This window comes from Nocardia sp. NPDC059228, from assembly GCF_042754245.1.
Classification (GTDB): domain Bacteria; phylum Actinomycetota; class Actinomycetes; order Mycobacteriales; family Mycobacteriaceae; genus Nocardia.
On record NZ_JBHZAL010000171.1, the window covers coordinates 417 to 1,078 of the forward strand.

Here is a 662-nt window from a genome sequence, read left to right on the forward strand (position 1 = left end):
GAACAACGGCAGGAGAAGTTGAAATTGCAGTCCCCCGTGATCGTGATGGTTCATTTGAACCGCAGTTGATTCCAAAGCGTAAAAGAGATGTATCCTCTATAGAGGATAAGGTCATTTCGATGTATGCCAGAGGAATGTCACAACGAGACATTTCTTCCACGATAGAAGACATCTATGGCTTTTCTGTATCTCATGAAATGGTATCCGACATTACGGATACTGTACTTCCTAATTTAGAAGAGTGGCAAAATCGTCCCTTAAGTAACTGTTACCCTTTTGTGTTTGTCGATTGTCTTTACACAACCATTCGTAATGACTATGAAACGAAGAAGTATGCCGTTTACACAATACTAGGATATACCATAGAAGGTAAAAAGGACATTCTAGGTTTGTGGTTGAATGAAACGGAAAGTAAACATAAATGGATGCAAATTTTTGATGAAATCAAATCTCGTGGTGTAGAAGATATCTTCTTTCTCTCAATGGATGGCGTTAGTGGTCTGGAAGAAGGAGCACGTGCGATTTTTCCTGATGTGACCGTACAGAGATGTATTGTTCATTTAATTCGAAATTCGATTAAGTATATACCAAGTAAAGACTACAAGCCTTTTACTGCTGCCTTAAAGAAAGTGTATGGAGCTCCAAGCCTTAAGGCTTGTCAC

Annotated in this window: 1 pseudogene; it reads left to right on the top strand. The window is 39.1% G+C overall.

The features are described from left to right. Positions 1 to 662 (top strand): annotated as a pseudogene (locus ACFXKA_RS43255) (IS256-like element ISBsu2 family transposase); the annotation flags it as partial.